The organism is Nonomuraea typhae, from assembly GCF_009760925.1.
Lineage (GTDB): Bacteria > Actinomycetota > Actinomycetes > Streptosporangiales > Streptosporangiaceae > Nonomuraea > Nonomuraea typhae.
This window is the reverse complement of record NZ_VRLV01000003.1, coordinates 257,458-273,759: the sequence shown is the minus strand read 5'-3', so window position 1 is coordinate 273,759 and position 16,302 is coordinate 257,458. Positions and strand designations below refer to the sequence as shown.

Annotated in this window: 17 protein-coding genes; 7 read left to right on the top strand and 10 right to left on the bottom strand. The window is 71.2% G+C overall.

The window, feature by feature from the left end; genetic code table 11:
• Positions 1-45 precede the first annotated feature (45 nt).
• The 3 genes from FVE25_RS13345 to FVE25_RS13335 all read right to left on the bottom strand — a co-directional run bounded on the left by FVE25_RS13345 (position 46) and on the right by FVE25_RS13335 (position 4,057).
• Positions 46-390 carry a DUF1801 domain-containing protein gene (locus FVE25_RS13345; RefSeq protein WP_157246855.1) on the bottom strand — a complete coding sequence of 115 codons (345 nt, stop codon included), beginning with the start codon at positions 388-390 and terminating at the stop codon, positions 46-48.
• Positions 391-425: 35 nt separating this feature from the next.
• Positions 426-1,175 carry an SDR family NAD(P)-dependent oxidoreductase gene (locus FVE25_RS13340; protein ID WP_157246854.1) on the bottom strand — a complete coding sequence of 250 codons (750 nt, stop codon included), beginning with the start codon at positions 1,173-1,175 and terminating at the stop codon, positions 426-428.
• 185 nt (positions 1,176-1,360) lie between these two features.
• Complete coding sequence (locus tag FVE25_RS13335; RefSeq protein ID WP_157246853.1) at positions 1,361-4,057, bottom strand: ATP-binding protein; 2,697 nt, start codon at positions 4,055-4,057, stop codon at positions 1,361-1,363.
• 68 nt (positions 4,058-4,125) lie between these two features.
• On the opposite strand from FVE25_RS13335, the gene FVE25_RS13330 reads away from it, so the two are divergent.
• Entirely contained in the window at positions 4,126-4,692 is a 567-nt protein-coding gene (locus tag FVE25_RS13330) for a DUF4291 domain-containing protein (RefSeq protein WP_157246852.1), read from the top strand.
• Between the two features lie 30 nt (positions 4,693-4,722).
• Complete coding sequence (locus tag FVE25_RS13325; protein ID WP_157246851.1) at positions 4,723-5,550, top strand: M55 family metallopeptidase; 828 nt, start codon at positions 4,723-4,725, stop codon at positions 5,548-5,550.
• A 13-nt stretch (positions 5,551-5,563) separates the two neighbouring features.
• On the opposite strand, the gene FVE25_RS13320 is transcribed toward FVE25_RS13325, so the two are convergent.
• Positions 5,564-7,408, bottom strand: coding sequence for a M4 family metallopeptidase (locus FVE25_RS13320; protein WP_157246850.1), 1,845 nt, complete (start codon positions 7,406-7,408; stop codon positions 5,564-5,566).
• A 252-nt stretch (positions 7,409-7,660) separates the two neighbouring features.
• Here FVE25_RS13320 and FVE25_RS13315 point away from each other — a divergent pair, with 252 nt between their 5' ends.
• Together FVE25_RS13315 and FVE25_RS13310 are read left to right on the top strand one after the other, a co-directional pair.
• Complete coding sequence (locus FVE25_RS13315; RefSeq protein WP_157246849.1) at positions 7,661-8,212, top strand: RNA polymerase sigma factor; 552 nt, start codon at positions 7,661-7,663, stop codon at positions 8,210-8,212.
• Positions 8,209-9,072 (top strand): hypothetical protein, encoded by an 864-nt coding sequence (locus FVE25_RS13310; RefSeq protein ID WP_157246848.1) that lies wholly within the window; start codon positions 8,209-8,211, stop codon positions 9,070-9,072. Before FVE25_RS13315 ends, FVE25_RS13310 begins: the two co-directional genes overlap by 4 nt.
• Positions 9,073-9,429: 357 nt before the next feature.
• Here FVE25_RS13310 and FVE25_RS13305 read toward each other — a convergent pair whose 3' ends face one another.
• Complete coding sequence (locus FVE25_RS13305) at positions 9,430-9,945, bottom strand: hypothetical protein (RefSeq protein ID WP_157246847.1); 516 nt, start codon at positions 9,943-9,945, stop codon at positions 9,430-9,432.
• Between the two features lie 68 nt (positions 9,946-10,013).
• Entirely contained in the window at positions 10,014-10,427 is a 414-nt protein-coding gene (locus FVE25_RS13300) for a VOC family protein (protein ID WP_157246846.1), read from the bottom strand.
• A 90-nt stretch (positions 10,428-10,517) separates the two neighbouring features.
• On the opposite strand from FVE25_RS13300, the gene FVE25_RS13295 reads away from it, so the two are divergent.
• Both FVE25_RS13295 and FVE25_RS13290 read left to right on the top strand, forming a co-directional pair.
• Positions 10,518-11,474: a helix-turn-helix transcriptional regulator gene (locus FVE25_RS13295; RefSeq protein WP_181019571.1), complete on the top strand. Its 957-nt coding sequence runs from the start codon at positions 10,518-10,520 to the stop codon at positions 11,472-11,474.
• A gap of 144 nt (positions 11,475-11,618) precedes the next feature.
• Positions 11,619-12,659 (top strand): M4 family metallopeptidase, encoded by a 1,041-nt coding sequence (locus FVE25_RS13290; protein ID WP_157246844.1) that lies wholly within the window; start codon positions 11,619-11,621, stop codon positions 12,657-12,659.
• Here the strand turns inward: FVE25_RS13290 and FVE25_RS13285 are convergent.
• Positions 12,656-13,261 carry a three-helix bundle dimerization domain-containing protein gene (locus FVE25_RS13285; protein WP_157246843.1) on the bottom strand — a complete coding sequence of 202 codons (606 nt, stop codon included), beginning with the start codon at positions 13,259-13,261 and terminating at the stop codon, positions 12,656-12,658. The two genes, FVE25_RS13290 and FVE25_RS13285, sit on opposite strands and share 4 nt — an antisense overlap.
• Positions 13,182-13,862, bottom strand: a complete 681-nt coding sequence (locus FVE25_RS56990) for a methyltransferase domain-containing protein (protein WP_219825480.1) — start codon at positions 13,860-13,862, stop codon at positions 13,182-13,184. The genes FVE25_RS13285 and FVE25_RS56990 overlap by 80 nt, the downstream gene beginning before the upstream one ends.
• A 40-nt stretch (positions 13,863-13,902) precedes the next feature.
• Here FVE25_RS56990 and FVE25_RS13275 point away from each other — a divergent pair, with 40 nt between their 5' ends.
• Entirely contained in the window at positions 13,903-14,601 is a 699-nt protein-coding gene (locus tag FVE25_RS13275; protein ID WP_157246842.1) for an alpha/beta fold hydrolase, read from the top strand.
• Here the strand turns inward: FVE25_RS13275 and nrfD are convergent.
• Complete coding sequence (nrfD, locus tag FVE25_RS13270) at positions 14,592-15,494, bottom strand: NrfD/PsrC family molybdoenzyme membrane anchor subunit (protein ID WP_157246841.1); 903 nt, start codon at positions 15,492-15,494, stop codon at positions 14,592-14,594. The genes FVE25_RS13275 and nrfD overlap by 10 nt on opposite strands.
• On the bottom strand, positions 15,487-16,302 hold the full coding sequence (locus FVE25_RS13265) for a 4Fe-4S dicluster domain-containing protein (RefSeq protein WP_157246840.1): 816 nt from the start codon (positions 16,300-16,302) through the stop codon (positions 15,487-15,489). The genes nrfD and FVE25_RS13265 overlap by 8 nt, the downstream gene beginning before the upstream one ends.

Genomic DNA, 16,302 nt, shown 5'->3' with positions numbered 1-16,302 from the left:
ATTTGCGATCTCGATCTCCGGAAACCCCGAGATCAGGTGGCCGGCTCACAAAGTGAGCGTGGTCTTCTCCAGGATGCCGGCCAGGCGCGTGTAGTCGACGTCCTGCCCTTCCTCGATGTCGACGGCCTTGCGTTCCCCTTTGCCCAGTCCCCGGATGAAGCCCTTGACCACGGGAATGTCCGTGGCGTTGAACATCATGAAGGACACCTTGTCCCGGGAGACCGCAATGACGGCCGCGAAATGGCCGTTCTTGAGGAAGTGCGGCTTGCCGTACTGCAACCGTTCTTCGACCGTGGGAACGGTCTCGTGGACCATCGCGCGCAGCTTCTCGCAGACGCCGATCTGCCACGGCGCGGTGTTGTCGATGTATCGGGTGACGTCGTCGTTCATGCTGTTCTCCAATAGTCGCTTCCGCACGTGCTGTGTCAGTCGACGAGGGCTCCGCAGGAGATGTTCACCTGCGTGGAGGTGATGCTCCTGGCGTGCTCCGACGCCAGGAACGCGGCGACCCGGCCGACGTCGTCCAGGGTCGCGGCTCGCTTGAGAAGCGTCGCATCCACCATCTTCTGCTTGTGCGGCGCCGTCTCGGGAATGTCGGGCAGGGAGTCGGGGATCCCGCCGGTGCGCATCGAGACCACGCGGACGGAGTGCGGGCCGAGCTCGCAGGCCCACTGGCGGCGCATGGCCTCGACCAGGTCGCAGCCGACCTGTACGGTGCCCAGGCCGGGCGCGGAGTTGGCCGGGTTCGAGCCGCCGAAGTGCAAGATGACTCCCGAGCCCTGCTTGACCATGTGCCGTGCGGCGGCCTGGGCGGTCAGCAGGAACGAGCGCGCGACCTTGTCCATCGCGTGGCCGAACTCCGCGACGGGCATGTCGAGCAGCGGCACGAACAGCGCGTTCTGGGAGATGGCGTTGACCGAGACGTCGATGCTGCCGGTCTGTGCCGCGATGGAGTCGACCCAGCCGTTGACGGCGCCTTCGTCCAGGGCGTCCACGATCGCCGTCTCGGCCAGGCCGCCCCGGCGGCGGATGTCGGCGGCGACGGTGTCGAGCGTGCCGGGCGTACGGCCGGCGAGGAAGACCCGCGCTCCCTCGGCGGCGAAGCCCCGCGCCATGGCGCCGCCGATGGATCCGCCGCCTCCGTAGATCACCGCGGTCTTGTTCTCCAGAAGCATGTCCGTCTCCGTTCGTCGTTTCGATGGCTCGAATCTAGGGACGGTACGGCGCGGCGGGCATCGGTCCCATGACTGCTCCGGCGGATGCGCTGATCGGGACGTGCGGCGACGGGAACGGGGCACTGCCGGCCGGTCCGGGGCGGGTACCGGTCATGGTGCCGCGTAAGTAGGCCGACTGATACGGCTCACAGCTCGAGCTTGGCGAGCTCCATCCTGCGGGTCACGCCGATCTTCGGATAAGCCCGGTAGAGGTGATGCCCCACGGTGCGCGGGCTGAGATACAGGCGCGCCGCGATCTCCCTGTTGCTGTACCCGGCTGCGGCCAGCCGCACGACCTGGAGTTCCTGCGGGGTCAGCCGCTGGAGCGGATCGCCGGCCTGGGCGCGGGCGACGGGCCTGTCGCCGAGGACCGTCAGTTCGGTGCGGGCACGCTCGGCCCAGCGTGCCGCGCCGAGCTTGGCGAAGGTGTCCTCTGCTTGCGCCAGCGCGGCGCGGGCCTCCGCGCGGCGGCGCCGGCGGCGCAGCCATCCGCCGTAGGCGAGCTGGGTCCGGGCGAGTTCGTACGGCCGGCCGGGGACGAGCCGCAGCGCGGCGCGGTAGTGCCGTTCGGCCTCGTCGTCGTCGGTGAGCAGGGCCCGGCAGCGCAGCTCCAGAGCCTTGCCGACGTCGTTGTGCCCGGCCCACGCCGTCAAGGCCGGCAGGTGCCGCCGGGCCAGGTCGGCGCGCCCGCTGCGGATGGCGGCCTCGACGTGATCCGGTACGGCCCTGATGAGCAGATCGTGCCGGGCCGGGCCCCCGCATGCTTCCTCGAACGCGTCGAGCGCCTGCTCGGGACGTCCCTCAGCGAGATCGAGCAGTCCCACGCCCCACGCGGCCAGGGCCGCGTTGGTGGGGTGCAGGGCAGCGTGTTCACGCACCTCCCCGGCCAGCACGCGGCACTCGGCGGCGTCGCCGATGACCGCGGCCAGCCAGGCCCCGATGGCCTTCAGCACGGTCACCTGCATGTCCATGCCGATGTCGGAGGCCAGCGAGATGCCTTGAGCGAGGTCGGCCTGAGCGCCGCGGAAGTCGCCTCGCAGCAATCGGCCGATGGCCAGCGGCTCGAGCACGTACGGCAGCCAGCCGAGCGACCCGTCCGCTCTGACGTCGGCCGCGAGCGACTCCAGCACGTCCGTCGCCGCCACGTCGTCGGCGGTCAGCAGCCCCATGAACCCGGCGATCACCCGCGCGACGAAGTCCTGGACGGTCCCGGTCCGGACAGCCTCGACCAGCGCGCGCATGGGCACGACCGCCGCGCCGACATCGCCGTCGGCGTGCCTGCCGTACCCGATCAGCGCCGCCACCACGGGCGTCAGCGCCGCGTCCGGGGGCAGCCGGACGGTCGTCAGCTGGGCGACGGCCGCTTTGACGAGATCGTGGGCGCAGGCGTCACGGGCCGCCCACACGGCCTCGGTCAGCATGGACACCGCCCGCTCCGGATGGCTGCCGATGATCAGCGTGGCGCCCTCCAACGCCAGGGCCGCGTCCGCGGCCGGTGAGGTGCTTTCGTAGGCCACCTGCGCACGCACGTAGGTGGCCTCGGCGACGACAGCGGCCCTGGCGGTCAGCGCTGCGGCCTCGGTCGCCAGCCGGGTCGCCCATGCCGGGCGGCCGGCGTCGTAGGCCGAGCGGGCCGCGCGGACCATGCGCTGCGCCTTGTCCTCCTGGCCGGTGCTGAGCCGCGCGGCCCGTTCGTACGCCACGGCGACCGCCACCGCGCCGCCGCGATCCCGGGCCCGCTCGGCAGCGCGTTCCAGGTCCCCGGCGACGTCATCGTCGGGGCCGGCCGCCGCGGCGGCCCGGTGCCACGTGCGGCGGTCGGAGTCGGCCGCGAGCGACAGCGCACCGGCCAGGGCCTCGTGTACGGCGATGCGTTGATGATGAGGGGCGCTCTGGTAGACGGCCGAGCGGATCAGCGGATGCCGGAACCTGATCTCGTCGGCTGACGTGACGACGAGCCGGGCCTCCTCGGCCGGGCCGAGATCGACGGATGTCACCCCGAGGGCGACGCCTGCCCGCAGGACCACGTCGAGTTCGCAGGTGCCGTCGGCCGCGGCCAGCAGTAGGAGCAGGCGGGTGGCCGCGGGCAACTCCTCGAGCTGGGCGCGGAAGGCGTCCTGCACCCGTCCGGCGATCCTCAGCGGACCGACCGGCGTCACCAGGCCGTCCCTCGACACGCGGGAGAGCTCCATCAGGGCCAGCGGGTTGCCGCCCGCCTCGTCCAGGAGCCTGTCGCGCACCGGAACGGTCAGCTCGGGCGCGCATCCCGCCAGCAGTTCCACGGCGGCGTCACGATCCAGCCCGTCCAGCCGCATGACCTCGATCCCGGGCGTGAGGAACGGCTGCGCGGTGTCCCGTACCGCGAACACCATCACGATCGGATCCTCGTGAAGCCTGCGTGCCGCGAACAACAACGCGTCAGAGGACGCCCGATCCAGCCACTGGGCATCGTCGATCAGGCACAACATCGGGCGCCGCGCGGCAAGGTCCGACAGCAGCGTCAGCGTCGCGGCGCCGACCAGGAACGGGTCACGCACCGCAACCTCGCCCAGACCGAACACCGACCGCATGGCGGCCGCCTGCTGGCCCGGCAAGACGTCCAGCCGGTCCACGAACGGATGCAGGAGCAGGTGCAGCCCGCTGAAGGGCAACTCGGCCTCGGTCTCGATGCCGACCCCTCGTAACACCCCCATCCCGTCCGCGGCCGACGCCAGATCGTCGAGCAGGGCCGACTTGCCGATCCCCGCCTCACCCCGCACGACCAGGGCCCCGCTCTGCCCTTCGCGGGCCTCCGAAAGCAGCACCTCCAAGCGGCCGCGCTCATGGCGGCGCCCTATCAGCATGACGGCACAGTAGCGCCTGCGCCGAAATCGGCTCGCGCCGCGGGAGGAACGGATGGCAGGGTGCAGACGTGGCACCTCTGTACCAAATCCGCGCGGACTACGACGCTGACACGATCGTGGTCTACCAGGCGTACACACCCGCGATCGCCGAGGCGGCGTTGCGCGCGGGCCGTTTCGTCGCGCCGTTCGCCTTCCACCGGATGACGTGGATCAAGCCCTCGTTCCTGTGGCTGATGCACCGCAGCAACTGGGCCCGCAAACCCGGCCAAGAGCGTGTTCTCGCCGTGCGGATGACCCGGCAGGGCTGGGAGGAGGCGCTGTCCCAAGCCGTGCTGACGACCGCGGACGCCGCGGCCGTGGCCCGGGCGCCCGTCCATGTCCAGTGGGATCCGGAACGCTCCTCCCGCGGGGCGGCGCTGAACCACTACAGCATCCAGGTGGGCATCGGCCGCCACGTGATCCGCACGTTCACCGATGACTGGATCGTCGGCCTCACCGACCTCACCCCCCAGGTCCGCAAGGCGGCGGCACTGACGCAGGCCGGGCACGCCGCCAAAGCCCGGCCGTTGCTGCCCGCTGAGCGTGTGTACCCCCTGCCGCGAAAGCTGGAAGATCTCCTTTTCCGAGGCCGATGACGGCCGGCAAGCGAATAGGCTCTCCAAGGCATGAAGGTGCTGATCTCTGTCGACATGGAGGGCATCTCGGGGATCGTGCATTCCACCGAGACGAATCCGGGGCACTACGACTACGAACGCGGCCGGGAATCGCTGACCGCCGAGGCGAACGCCGCGGTCGCCGGCGTCCTGGACGCCGAACCCGCTGCCGTGGTGTGGGTCGCGGACGCGCACGGGACATTCCGCAACATCCTGCCCGAGAAGCTTGACCGGCGGGCCCACCTGGTCCGTGGCAGGCCGCGCCCGCTGGGCATGCTCGGCGGTCTCGACGAGCACACCGAAGCCGTTGTGCTCGTCGGCTACCACGCCCGTGCCGGTGGCGGCCCCGCCGTACTCGCGCACACCATGAACGACGACGTCCTCGACGTGCGCGTGGCCGGGCGTTCCCTGGGCGAGATCGGGCTCAACGCCGCCATGGCCGGCCACCTGGGCGTTCCGGTGGTGCTGCTCAGCGGAGACGACGCCGCCTGCGCCGAACTGCGTGATCTGGTTCCCTCGGCCGTCACCGTCGCGGTCAAGCAAGCCCTGGGGCAGGCGGCCGCCGTCGCCCCGCACCCCGGAGAAGCCCGGGAGCGGCTGCGCCGGGCGGCCGCGGACGCCATCGCGCGGCGTGCGCTGATTCCGCCTCTGACCATGGCCGGGCCGCTGGAGGTCGAGGTCGATCTCCGCAGCCCGGCCACCGTCGATCTGGCCGCCCTCGTGCCGGGTGTCTCCCGAGCCGAAGGCGGCCGGACCGTCGCCTTCACCAGCGAAGACTTCGCCGAAACCTACCGGCTGGTCCTGCTGCTCGCCCAGCTCGCCACCATCAAACCCGGCTAGGCCGGGCCGGCGCTCACGCGGTGACGTTCAGGGTGAGGACGGTGATGCGGTCGGCGGAGGTGCCGTTGGCCCGTACCGCGATGTAGTAGGTGCCCGGCGCCGTGCCGGAGCCGGTCCTCACGGTCAGCGTGGAGGCGGCGCCGGAGGTGATCATGGCCGGGGCGAAGTCCGCCGTCGTGCCCGCGGGCAGGCCCGTGGCGTACAGGCTGATGTCCTGTGCGGGGCCGACCGTGGTCACGGTCGAGACGGTGGCGCTCACCTGGCCGCCGGCCCGGACGGTCGCCGAGGCCGGGGTGAGCGTGACCGTGAAGGCGTTCGGGCAGCCCTGGGGCTCACCGGTCACGGCGGGGACGCGTACGGCGTTCCAGGCGGCCCTCACGGTCTTCACCTCCACGCAGGAGCCGGGAAACAGCTGGCGGGCCGCCTCCAGTGAAGCCTTGCGGGCCCGTCGATGATCCCAGATCTGGGTCTTGCGCAGCAGCGTGCCCATGAAGATCTGGCCGGCCTTGCGGATGCCGAGCCCGGTGATGATCGAGTTGTCGCAGGTCGGGCTCGGCGGCCGGCCGTTGGCCGGGTTGCTGCCCTCGGCCAGCAGGTAGAACCAGTGGTTCTGCACGCCCGCGCCGATCTGGGGCTCCATGGGCGGCACCATGCTGGAGAAGCAGTCCGGGTGGCCGCTCAGCGTGGAGGGCTTGTGCATGTAGCGGATCGGGCCGGTGCCGGCGATGTTGACCTCCTCGCCGACCGTGTAGTCGGGCGGGTCGAGGGTGACGGGCTGGTTGGCGTAGTGCTCGGTCAGCGCGCCGAAGATGTCGCCGGAGGATTCGTTCAGGATCGACTTCTCGTTGGTGCCCACATCCTGGCCGGGGGTGTTGGTGAAGACGGCGTGGCCGTACTCGTGCGCCACCACGTCCATCGACGTGGTCTGACGGAGGTTGTCGGCGGTGTGGCCGAAGTTGGTGTAGGTCCCGGTCCAGTAGGCGTTGACGTCGCTCAGGCCGACGCGGGCGGGGAAACCACGCCCGAAGCCGTCGAAGCCATCACGATCCAGCCAGACGTCGAGCATCTCCCACTGTTGGTGGACCGCGTACAACGTGTCCACGCAGGCGGTCTCGAGGTTGGTCCCGCTGCCGTTGCCCCAGGAGTCGTCGGATCCGGAGTACGGCACGCCGTTCTGCCCGCCGCAGCCGGTGCCCGGGCGCGTCAGGTCGGTCATGGAGTAGACGCCGCCGGTGAAGCGCGTGGGGATGGTGACGGGGTCGCCGTTGTAGAAACTGTTGCCCACCCCCGCCATGACCTCGTCGGACTTCTGCGCGATCGCGCCGGTCCCGGCGTCGACGAAGACGTGCAGCCTGCTCGGCCGGCCCCGGTCGGCGCCGGTGACCACGACCTCGTACACCAGGCGGCCGCGTCCTTCGGCCATGACGCTCAGCTTGGGGGCGGCGACCGACGCGACCTCGCTCAGCTCGGCCCTGGCCAGCCGCGCGGCCTCCTCTGGGCTGAGCCTGGGGGTGGTGTTCACCTCCAGGGCGGCCTCCTGGGAGACGGAGGTGCTCAGCACGCTGCCGGCGGCGTCGGTGACCACGACGAAGTCGCCGCCGAAGACCGGCAGGCCCGCGTAGGTGCGGGTGTAGGGGGTGTAGCGCAGGCCGCCCTGACCGGTGATCACCCGCCGGCGGGTGTAGGCGTCCTTGGGCGAGCTGTGCAGGACGGCGGGCCTGGAGGTCACCAGGCGGTCGGTGGCAGCGGTGATGCGATCCGGCGGCTTCGGCGGATCGGCGGAAGCGGGCGGAACCGAGACGGCCACGAGCACACCGACGGTGCCCGTGACCATCGCTAACGCGACACGGCGTCTCACGGGAGCGCTCCTTCGAGCTGGGCGGCAGCGGGGGAGTGCCGGGCTGCCGGCTACGAATGGGGGGAGGAGCCTCTTGCATTCGATCCGATGAGCCACACCCGGTCAATGTCCGAGTCAGGTCACGAGGGCCGCACGCGGGCGGATGCGTGCCGGCGGCTGATCACGTCATCGAGCTCTGAAATTCTGCGGCCGCCTGCGGACACGTATCAATCGAAGCCCCGAAAACCTGGGAAAGGCCGATGAGGACGACGCGTGAATGAAACGGACAGCCGGCTCCGGTTTGAGACCGTGTACCGGCAGACATATGAACAGATCCTCGGGTACGCCATGCGGCGGTGTTCCTCTCCCGAGGACGCGGCCGACGTCGTGGCCGAGACCTACGTGATCGCGTGGCGGCGGATAGCGGAGCTTCCGCACGGCGAGGCGGGCAGACTCTGGCTGTACGGCGTGGCCCGGCGGGTCCTGGCCAACCACCGTCGTGGGGAGCGGCGCAGAGCCACCCGGCACGCCGAACTCACGGCCGAGGCTGAAGTCCTCTATGCCGTGCCCGCTCCTCAGACCGGGCCCGACGACGTGGCCGAGGCCATGCGCATGCTCTCCGACGACGATCGCGAGCTGCTGGCCCTGGCCGTCTGGGAGGAACTCGACCCCGGCGAGATCGCCGCGGTGCTGGGCTGTTCGCGCAACGCCGCCCGCATCCGCCTCTATCGGGCCCGCAAGCGCTTCGCCAAGGCGCTGGAGGAGACCCGCCCATTGCTCGCCCACCTGGAAACGCGGCCGCTCATCGAGAAGGAGTCACAGTGAACCACGATCAGCTCTTCAAGAACCGGGCCAGGGTACTGGATGCGGACCTGGCCGGCCGGGCGTCCGCCGCGGGCGCGGACGCGCTCCTGGCGGAGATCGTCCGGCTGGAGCAGGAGCCGGCCCGGCGCCGCCGCCTCTGGCCGTCACCTCGCCGCGCCGTACTCGGGCTGGCCACCGCGGCCGTGCTCACGGGAGCCTTCGTCATCGTGCCGTCCCTCTTCGGAGAGTCCGGCCAGGTGTACGCCAGCCAGGCCGTGACGATCGACCGCGACGGTGACCTCTACGCCTTCTACATCACCGACGGCGACCCCGATCCCGGCGAGCTGGAGAAGGCATTCCGGAAGGTCGGCCTGAACGAGGTCACGGTCGAGCTGATCCCCGTTTCGCCGCGGGAGCTGGGGCGCGTCATCGGGTTCGACAAGACCGATCCCGACGCACGCATGTCGTCAACCCTGTCCGACTGCGGCGTCCGGGTCGAAGGGTGCCTTTCGGCCTTCCGCGTCACCGCCGGCATCAAGGGGCCGGCGACGTTCCGCCTGGGCCGCCCGGCGAAGCCCGGCGAGAAGTACGGCTTCCCCGCCGACGCGAGCGCGTCGGGTGAGGCGCTGGCCGGAGTGCAGCTGCAGGGGCGTCCGGTAGCCGAGGCGGCGCGGGTCGTGCGCGAGCGCAACCTGAAGGTGGTGTACGAACTCGATTGGCCACTCCGGGACGGCGGCGTCGGCTCCCGCTCCGAGACGGACGTGCCCGCTTCCCGCATCGATCCGGCGTGGAAGGTGGCGACGGCCGAGACCTACAACGACGGCGTGATCATCCTGCACGTCGAGCCGGGCGCGGGTGCGACGCCACCGCCCGGATTCTGATCGGCACCCCCCGATGCCGGGCGTGCGACCAGAGCGCCTGGGGCCGCCCGGCATCCTCGCAGCCGGAGACCTGGCCGGACCGCAAGAGCCTGCCCACGCTCGGGCGGATCGCCAAAGACCAGATGGGCCTCAAGGGCGTGTCCGCGAAGGAGATCGACGCCGGGCTCGCCCTCGACGCGACGACGAACCAGTACTGATCCGGCGTCAGGGGCACATGGGCACGCCGGAGCCTAGGAGCCCCAGGGCCATGTCCGTGCTGATCGGAATCCTCCCGGCCTCGATGACCAGGTACCACCGGCCGTCGGCGAGCAGGACGCAGCTCCCGACCAACGCCCCCGGATCACTGCGGCAGACCGGTCACGTGATGCGCTTCGCCTTGTCCGCCGTCGTGCGGAACCTCGTGCCGTCCCACCTGTAGGTCTGGCTGACGATCAGATCCGGGCAGCATCGGGGCGCCTTGTCGCTGAGCGCCCTGCCCTGCAGGTGAACGGCCCCGCCCCTGATCGCGACCTTCAGGGAGGTGAAGTAACGGTTCTTGCCGAGCTTTCCGAGCAAGCGCGGCGCCGAGGGCTTGGCGGATCCGTCGTAGACGAAGGCGATCATCGGATTGCTCGCCGTGGGGCTCGGGCACGACGATACGACGACGGTTTCCCGCTTTCCGTCCCGCGTAAGGTCGCCGACGCCCGCGACGCGGGCGCGCACGACGTTCCAGGCGGCACGTGGCTCCGGTTTGGGACAGTTCAGCGCCGGCTTCACCACGGACGCCCAGTCGACCTTGGCGGCGGTGGCAGCGCCGGCCGTGCCCCCGCCGAGGACGATCGTCAGGCAGGCGGCGAGGGAGCCGGCGCCGGTCCAGACTCTCCGATGACTCATGCGGTCGGTAAGTGAGGTCATGGTCAGTCAGACGCGGGAAACCTCGAAGATGTTGCGGACCGCCGCCATCATCCGTTGAGGACGTCCACCACCCAGGTGACGCCGAACCGGTCGGTCAGCATGCCGTACAGGGGCGCCCACGGAGCCGGTCCCAACGGCCGCACGATGGTCGCACCGTCGGCGAGCTTCTCCCACCACCCGGTGATCTCCTGCGCCGCGTCCCCGCGCAGCGAGACGAAGAAGGCGTTCTGTCCCTTGTCGTACGGCAGGCGCACGGGCACGTCGTAGGCCATGACGTGGAAGCCGTTGCCGGCGGCCACCTGGCCCCACATGATCTGGCCGGCCTCGGCCGGGTCTTGCGCGGCGCCCGCGTCCTGGTAGGTGACCATGGCCGCCTCCCCGTCGAACACGGACCGGTAGAACGTCAGCGCCGCCCGGGCGTCGCCGCGGAAGTTCAGGTGGATCACGGACTTCACGGACATGAGCCGCTCCTTGTCACTCGGTTACGTGACCCCCACTGTCGCAGCGGTAGCGGTCAGGATGTGTCCGCTACTTGCGGCACGATGGAAACCGTGCAGAAAACCTCAGCCCGGCTGCTCGCCTTGCTCTCGCTGCTCCAGGCGCGCCGGGACTGGCCCGGGGCGCTGCTGGCCGAGCGGCTGGAGGTGAGCCCGCGCACCGTGCGGCGCGATGTCGAGCGCCTGCGCGAGCTCGGCTACCCGATCGTGGCCGCCAAGGGCCCCGACGGCGGTTACCGCCTCGAGGCCGGCAGCAGGCTGCCGCCTCTGCTGTTCGACGACGAGCAGGCCGTCGCCCTGGTCGTCGCCCTGCAGACCGTCGCCGTCACCGGGGCGGGCGTCGGCGAGGCGGCGGCCCGGGCGCTGACGACCGTCCGGCAGGTCATGCCCGCCCGGTTGCGGCACCGCATCGACTCCTTCCAGGTCACGGCCGTCGAGCCGGCCGCGGCCGCGCCGGTGGACGGTGCGACGCTCAGCACGCTCAGCGCCGCCATCCACGCCCGTGAGGAGGTGCGCTTCGACTACCCGGGTGGGCGGCCTCGCCGGGCGCACCCCCACCACCTGCTCACCTGGGGCGGCCGCTGGTACCTGCTCGCCTGGGACCCGGACCGCGGCGACTGGCGCACCTTCCGCGCCGACCGGATCACGCCGCGCGTGCCCAACGGCCCCCGTTTCACGCCGCGCGACCTGCCGGGAGGGGACGTCGCCACCTTCGTGACCAGCAGGTTCCGGGGTTCGGAGAGCGGCTGGCCCTGTCGCGGGGAGGTGATTCTCAACCTGCCCGCGGCCGAGGTGTCCCGTTACACGCCCGACGGCTTCGCCGAGGAACTCGGCCCCGGCTGGTGCCGGCTCATCCTCGGCTCCTGGTCGTGGCCCGCTCTGGCCGCCGCCGTCGGCAGGTTCGACGCCGACTTCGAGATCATCGGCCCGCCCGAGCTGAAGGAGGCCGCCGCACACCTGGCCCGGCGCTACGCCCGCGCCGCGGGGAGCCCCCCGAGCGCATTGGGGTGAGGCTTTCTCGTACAGCCGGCCGTACCGGAAACTCCCAGGTCAGCCCGATGACCGGGTTTCGGGCACGCCACCTGGCCGACGGGTTGACGGCCGGTCAGGCGGATCTTAACCTCCAGACGCCACAGACCCTCCGGAGGGAGCATCGTGAACATTGCCATCCATGCGGCGGCAGCGGTGATGACGGCCATGAGCCTCGCCCCGGCCCCCGCCAGGACCCACGCCTACGGCTATCACAACGGCACGGTGATGATCGACGTCACGCTGGAGCGCGCCTATCACAGCCTGGTCGACCCCTTACGCCCCGGTATCTCGTGCGCGATCAACTACCCCACGCCCCTCAAGATGCCGATGGACGTCCCGATCGGCGTCGGAAGACCCTGGGGCCGCTACAACACCATCACCGCCTGCGGCGACCTGATGTACGGCGTGCAGCGCATGTGGGACATGCTGCACGACTGGCTGGGCCGCGACGGCATCGACGGCGCGGGCGGCGGCGTCCCGGCCCGGGTCGCGGGGGACCCGCCCGCCCCGGCTCCGGCCCCCGTCGTCGCCTTCGTCTTCCGCCGCGACGCCGGCAACTTCCCGACCGGACTGGACCTGGTGGGCCACGAGTACGGCCACGTCGTCTACCGCACCACCCCGGGCGGCGCCGGCGAGGACAGCGAGAACCTCGGCATCGGCGAGGGCTCGGCCGACATCTTCGGCACCCTCACCGAGGGGTACGCGAACAACGCGGTCGACCGGCCCGACTACGTGATCGGCGAAAGCCTCGAACTGCCCGGCGGCCTCCCGCTGCGCCACACCTTCGACCCCGGCCTCGACGGCCACCCTCCCTGCTACGGCGCCCAGATCCCCGGCGCTGAGGCCCACGCCGCCTCCGGCCCCCTGCGCCACTGGTTCTACCTCTTGGCCGAAGGCAACCAGCCCGGCGGCGGCAAGCCGCCGAGCCCGATCTGCGCGGGCGGTCCCGCGTCGGTGAGCGGTGTCGGCCTCGTCAAGGCCGGTCGCGTCTTCATGGAGTCGCTCCTGCGCAAGACGCCCACCTGGCGCTACGCCGACGTCCGCGCCGCCTCCGTCGCCTCGGCCCTCGACCTGTACGGCCCGGCCGACCCGGCCTGCGTCACCGTCAAGGCCGCGTGGGACGCGGTCAGCGTGCCTGCGGAGCCCACCGAACCGGCCTGCTAGACCGTCCGCGTCCAGGACGGCCGCCTCGTGCGTTCCCGCCCCTGGGCGGGGTCGTCGAGCTCCCAGTCCAGATAGCGCTTGCCCGGGTACACGGGGCAGGCGTCGCCGCAGCCCATCGTGAGGACGACGTCGGCGGCGCGCACGATCTCCTCGGTCCACGGCTTGGGGAACTCGCGAGAGATGTCGATGCCGCGCTCGGCCATGGACGCCACGGCCGCGGGGTTGATCTCGGCGGCGAACTCCGAGCCGCCCGACCAGCCGACCGCGTGCTCGCCGGCTGGCGCGGCGAAGAAGCCCAGTGCCATCTGCGAACGGCCGGCGTTGTGCACGCACAGGAACAGCACGATCGGCCGGCCGTCGCCGTGGCCTTCGACGCGGGCCAGGGCGTGCAGGCGCTGGCGGGCGAAGCGCTCGGCCGGCAGCGGCAGGAAGTTCGCCACCGCGGCGCTGGTGGCGAACTGGTCGTAGCTGGTGCGCAGGAACCGCTCGATCGTCTCGGTGCCGAAGGCGCCGGTGAACTCGTCACCCAACCGGCGCGCGGCGGTGGTCAGGGCGAGCTGCTGGTCGATGGTCAGGTCGTGGCGCTTGTAGGTGTCCGGCATCTCGGGGCTCCGCAGTCACATAGATGAACCTCGATACGGCCGATGTCGTGCGCCTGGCAGCCCGGGTGCACGTAGACGCTGTGCTCGACCGCCCCCGCGTACACCTGCCTGGCGGAGACCGAGGAGGCGGCGACCCAGCCGACGACAGCGCTCCGGCGGCGCTGCCGATCCGCTGCTCGGCCGCCGCCTGCCGCATCGGATCGCCGGTGCCGTCGGCGACCACGTCGCTGACCCCGAACCGGCCGCTGGGCCGCGGCACCCGGAAGGCTTCGGCCGGCACCGCCGCCTTGTCGCCGGACAGGTTGATCACGCAGGTGGAGATGACCACGTCGACCGAGCGGGGAGGCCGGGGGATGGCCTCGATCGTGCCGTGCAGGAACTCCACGTTCGCCACGCCCGCCTGCTCCGCGTTGCGGCGGGCGCCGGGCAGGCCGGCCAGGTCGTCGCAGCCGGTGACACCGATGCCGCCGTCGGCGAATGTCCGCGGCCCGCAGTCGAGAGCGGGCTCGCACTCCTCCTGGCCATCGCTCTCGACGATTGAGTTGATCGAAAACCATCGCTTTTCGTGATGCCATCGGACCCCTAGCGTGGCAGTGACCATCCAGGGATCACGGCAGGTAAACAACGATGAAGGGAGAATCATGAGCACGTTCGTGCTGATTCACGGCGGAGGAGACGTCGGATGGTCCTGGCACCTGGTGGAGGCCGAGCTGCGCGCGCGGGGGCACGACGTGCTGGCTCCCGACCTTCCGGGCGACGACGAGTCGCAGACCCTGACGGACTACGCCGACGCCGTGATCGAGGCCGTCGGTGACAGGAAGGACCTGGTCGTCGTGGGCCACTCCTTCGGGGCGTTCACCGCGCCGCTGGTCGCCGACCGGGTGCCCGCCGACGTTCTGGTCCTGCTGGCGGGCATGGTCCCGTCGCCGGGCGAGTCGCCGGACGAGTGGTGGACCGGCACCGGCTGCCACAGCGCGGTGCGGGAGCAGGCCGAGCGCGACGGCGGGCTGACCGGCAACTCGGATCCGTACGTGTGCTTCTACCACGACGTGCCGCGCGAGCTGGCGGAGGAGGCCATGGGCAAGGAGCGCGCGCACCCGTCCAGGGCCGCGTCGGCCGCTCCGTGGCCGCTGGCCGCGTGGCCGGACGTGCCGACGAGGTTCGTGCTCTGCACCGAGGACCGCGTTTTCCCGCCCGACTTCCTGCGCGGGCTGGTCCGCGACCGCCTGGGCATCGTCCCCGACGAGATCGCGGGCAGCCACTGCGTCACGCTCAGCCGCCCCAAGCAGGTGGCGGACCTCCTGGCGGGCTACGCGGCCGCCGCGAGCCGTCACACCTGAACGCTGAAGATCACGACGGCGCGCAGGGCCAGCACCCCGCACAACACCACCAGCGGCGACAGCAGCGAGTGCCGGAGCGCGACGGCGCCGGACGGCGAGAGCCGCTCGGTGGCCAGGCCGTAGAGTCCCGGGATCAGCCCGGACAGCACGACGACCCACAGCAGGATCCAGGGCGGGCCGAAGACCTGGGCCGAGGTGCCGGCCGCGACCAGGGTCAGCGTGAAGACCGTGATCAGCACGAGCTCCAGCAACGCGTACAACCGCTCGGAGACCGAGAGCATCCCGGAGCTGGGCCGGGCCTCGGGGCGGAAGCGCGTCAGGAGCATCAGCAGCGCGGCCGAGCCGGACAGCCCCGAGGCGAGGAACAACCCGCCCAGCGCCCAGGTGTCGCTCCACACCGGCTGGTTGGACACCGACAGCAGCACGCCCGTGTAACCGGCGATGAACAGGCCGAAGAACGCCCCGGCGACGTTGAAGACCCGGTTGTCGAGCCGCACCACGACCGGGAGCCGGATCTTGCCGTCGCGGACCAGCGCGGCCAGGAACGAGACCGTGGTGAACGCCCCGTACACGACCAGCGCCCAGGCGCCGATCGACATCGGGGACCACGCCTTGAAGTTCGGGCCCTGCGCGCCCGGCGTCGTGTTCCAGAGCATGTGCCAGAAGCGCCACGGCTGCCCGAGGTCGAGCGCGAGCAGGATCGGCGCGACGAGGACGGGAGGGAAGGCGACGTAGAAGCCGATCCGCGCCATCGGCTCGTCGGCGCGCGAGCCGCGCAGGCGGATCAGCGTGGCGATGAGGTAGGAGCCGCCGGACAGCCCGGCCAGGACGAAGTAGAACAGGATGTACCAGAGCCAGTCGGGCGGGCCCGCGAAGTGCTGGACGTCATCCATCGTCCCTCGCCACCTTCTCCTTGCGCCGGCCCAGCGCGATCAGGCCGGCCAGGACGCCCGCCACGGCGGTGATCGCGGCGCCCAGGTAGCCGCCGGCGTTGTTGCGGCTCGGCAGGACCGCGTTCTTCTCGTCGGGCAGCCGGTAGGCGGAGGGCTGGTCCATGAGCAGGAAGAACGCGTTCAGCCCGCCGTACACCTTCTCGTCGTGGCCGTAGAGGTTGGCCTCGGTGACGCCCTGGGCGTGCAGGGTCTCCAGCCGTCTGGCGGCCGTCTGCCGCAGCTCGGAGACGGGGCCGAACTGGATCGACTCGGTCGGGCACGCCTTGGCGCAGGCCGGTGTCAGGTCGTTCTGCAGGCGGTCGTAGCAGAGCGTGCACTTCTGCACGACGCCGCTGACCGGGTCGGCGCCGATCACGTCGTACGGGCAGGCGGCTATGCAGTAGCGGCAGCCGTTGCAGACGTCCGGCTGGATGAAGACGCTGTCGAACTCGGTGCGGATGATCGCCCCGGTCGGGCAGACCTCCATGCAGCTGGCCTGCCGGCAGTGCTTGCAGACGTCCGACATCATCAGCCAGACCTTGCCCTGGCCCTGGGTGGCCGCCGCGTCCGGCACGTTGTCGTGGAACTGCACGTGCCGCCACGTCTCGGCGTCGAGCCGCCCGGTGTTGTCGAATCCGTCCAGGAACGACGGCGCGTCGCCGTCCAGCTGGTTCCAGGTACGGCAGGCCACCTCGCAGGCTTTGCAGCCGATGCAGACGCTGGTGTCGGTGAAGAAGCCGTAGGCCCGGCCCGGTGTGATGTGCGGCAT

Bases quoted from the DNA above. Each gene is read 5' to 3' on its own strand.
- FVE25_RS13345 (WP_157246855.1), bottom strand. From the start codon at position 390: ATGAACGACGACGTCACCCGATACATCGACAACACCGCGCCGTGGCAG.
- FVE25_RS13340 (WP_157246854.1), bottom strand. From the start codon at position 1,175: ATGCTTCTGGAGAACAAGACCGCGGTGATCTACGGAGGCGGCGGATCC.
- FVE25_RS13335 (WP_157246853.1), bottom strand. From the start codon at position 4,057: ATGCTGATAGGGCGCCGCCATGAGCGCGGCCGCTTGGAGGTGCTGCTT.
- FVE25_RS13325 (WP_157246851.1), top strand. From the start codon at position 4,723: ATGAAGGTGCTGATCTCTGTCGACATGGAGGGCATCTCGGGGATCGTG.
- FVE25_RS13305 (WP_157246847.1), bottom strand. From the start codon at position 9,945: ATGAGTCATCGGAGAGTCTGGACCGGCGCCGGCTCCCTCGCCGCCTGC.
- FVE25_RS13300 (WP_157246846.1), bottom strand. From the start codon at position 10,427: ATGTCCGTGAAGTCCGTGATCCACCTGAACTTCCGCGGCGACGCCCGG.
- FVE25_RS13285 (WP_157246843.1), bottom strand. From the start codon at position 13,261: ATGCCGGACACCTACAAGCGCCACGACCTGACCATCGACCAGCAGCTC.
- FVE25_RS56990 (WP_219825480.1), bottom strand. From the start codon at position 13,862: ATGGTCACTGCCACGCTAGGGGTCCGATGGCATCACGAAAAGCGATGG.
- FVE25_RS13275 (WP_157246842.1), top strand. From the start codon at position 13,903: ATGAGCACGTTCGTGCTGATTCACGGCGGAGGAGACGTCGGATGGTCC.
- nrfD (WP_157246841.1), bottom strand. From the start codon at position 15,494: ATGGATGACGTCCAGCACTTCGCGGGCCCGCCCGACTGGCTCTGGTAC.
- FVE25_RS13265 (WP_157246840.1), bottom strand. From the start codon at position 16,302: ATGCCGCACATCACACCGGGCCGGGCCTACGGCTTCTTCACCGACACC.